Below are 1524 nucleotides of genomic sequence, written 5' to 3' on the forward strand. Positions count from 1 at the left end.
GGGTGCGGTGGGTGCGGGTTGGTGGGGGTGGATGGGGGCTGGTGTGCCGGAATCTTCCCCCACCCCGCCCCTTCCCGAAAGGCCTCGTCGGCCGGGCTCAAAGATGGCCTCGAACTCTGGCCGGGCTGGATTTTCGCGCCTAGTACGACTTGGGCAAGCCCAGCGTCTGGTGCGACACGTAGTTGAGGATCATGTCGCGGCTCACCGGGGCGATCCTCGCCACCCGTGACGCCACGATCAGCGACGCCAGGCCGTACTCCCGCGTGAGGCCGTTCCCGCCGAGCGTGTGCACCGACTGGTCCACCGCCTTGACGCACGCGTCCGCCGCCGCGAACTTCGCCATGTTCGCCGCCTCGCCCGCCCCCACATCGTCTCCCGCGTCATACAGCGCCGCCGCCTTCTGCATCATCAACCGGGCCAGCTCCAGCTCGATATGACACTGCGCCAGCGGATGCGCGATCGCCTGGTGCGCCCCGATCGGCGCCTTCCACACGCTGCGCTCCTTGGCGTACGAGACGGCCCTGCCGACCGCGTACCGCCCCATGCCGACCGCGAACGCGGCCGTCATGACGCGCTCGGGGTTGAGCCCGGCGAACAGCTGCAACAGCCCCGCGTCCTCGTCGCCCACCAGCGCCTCGGCGGGCAGCCGCACGTCATCCAGTACGAGTTCGAACTGCTTCTCCGCGGCCTGGAGTTCCATGTCGATCTGGTGGCGCTGGAACCCCTCGGCGTCCCGAGGGACGATGAACAGGCACGGCTTGAGCTTGCCCGTACGGGCGTCCTCGGTGCGGCCGACGATGAGCGTGGCGTCGGCGATGTCGACACCCGAGATGAAGACCTTGCGGCCGGTGAGCACCCAGTCGGTGCCGTCGCGGCGGGCCGTGGTGGTGATCCGGTGCGAGTTGGAGCCCGCGTCCGGCTCGGTGATGCCGAAGGCCATGGTGCGGGTGCCGTCCGCGAGGCCCGGCAGCCACTGGCGCTTCTGCTCCTCGGTGCCGAAGCGGGCGATCACCGTGCCGCAGATGGCGGGCGAGACGACCATCATCAGCAGCGGACTGCCCGCGGCGCCCAACTCCTCCAGCACGATGGACAGTTCGGCTATGCCGCCGCCTCCGCCGCCGTACTCCTCGGGGAGGTTCACGCCCAGGTAGCCGAGCTTGCCCGCTTCGGCCCAGAGTTCCTGGGGGTGGCCTCCGTCGCGTACGACCTTGGTCAGGTAGTCGCGACCGTAGCGCCTGCCGAGCGCGGCGACGGCAGCGCGCAGGTCCTGGTGCTCCTGGCTTTCGATGACGGTGCTCATGTGGATGGTTCCTCCTCGTGCACTACGGCGAGCAGGGCGCCGACCTCGACCTGGCGGCCGGGTTCGGCGTGCAGGGCGGTGAGCGTGCCGGAGACCGGAGCGGTGATGCGGTGCTCCATCTTCATGGCCTCCAGCCAGAGCAGCGGCTGCCCGGCCTGTACGCGGTCGCCTTCGGCGAGTGCGTCGGCGACCCTGACGACGGTGCCGGGCATGGGGGCGAGCAG

2 protein-coding genes are annotated in these 1524 nt (G+C 70.1%); both read right to left on the reverse strand.

Annotated elements, in window-relative coordinates:
- Positions 1–139: 139 nt before the first annotated feature.
- Positions 140–1300: an acyl-CoA dehydrogenase family protein gene (locus U9R90_RS36130; protein WP_411061726.1), complete on the reverse strand. Its 1161-nt coding sequence runs from the start codon at positions 1298–1300 to the stop codon at positions 140–142.
- Positions 1297–1524 (reverse strand): acetyl-CoA carboxylase biotin carboxyl carrier protein subunit (locus tag U9R90_RS36135; RefSeq protein WP_411061727.1); only part of this gene is annotated, 228 nt, incomplete at its 5' end. The genes U9R90_RS36130 and U9R90_RS36135, both read right to left, overlap by 4 nt.

This window comes from Streptomyces sp. E11-3, from assembly GCF_046540415.1.
Taxonomy (GTDB): Bacteria; Actinomycetota; Actinomycetes; order Streptomycetales; family Streptomycetaceae; genus Streptomyces.

Bases quoted from the DNA above. Each gene is read 5' to 3' on its own strand.
- U9R90_RS36130 (WP_411061726.1), bottom strand. From the start codon at position 1,300: ATGAGCACCGTCATCGAAAGCCAGGAGCACCAGGACCTGCGCGCTGCC.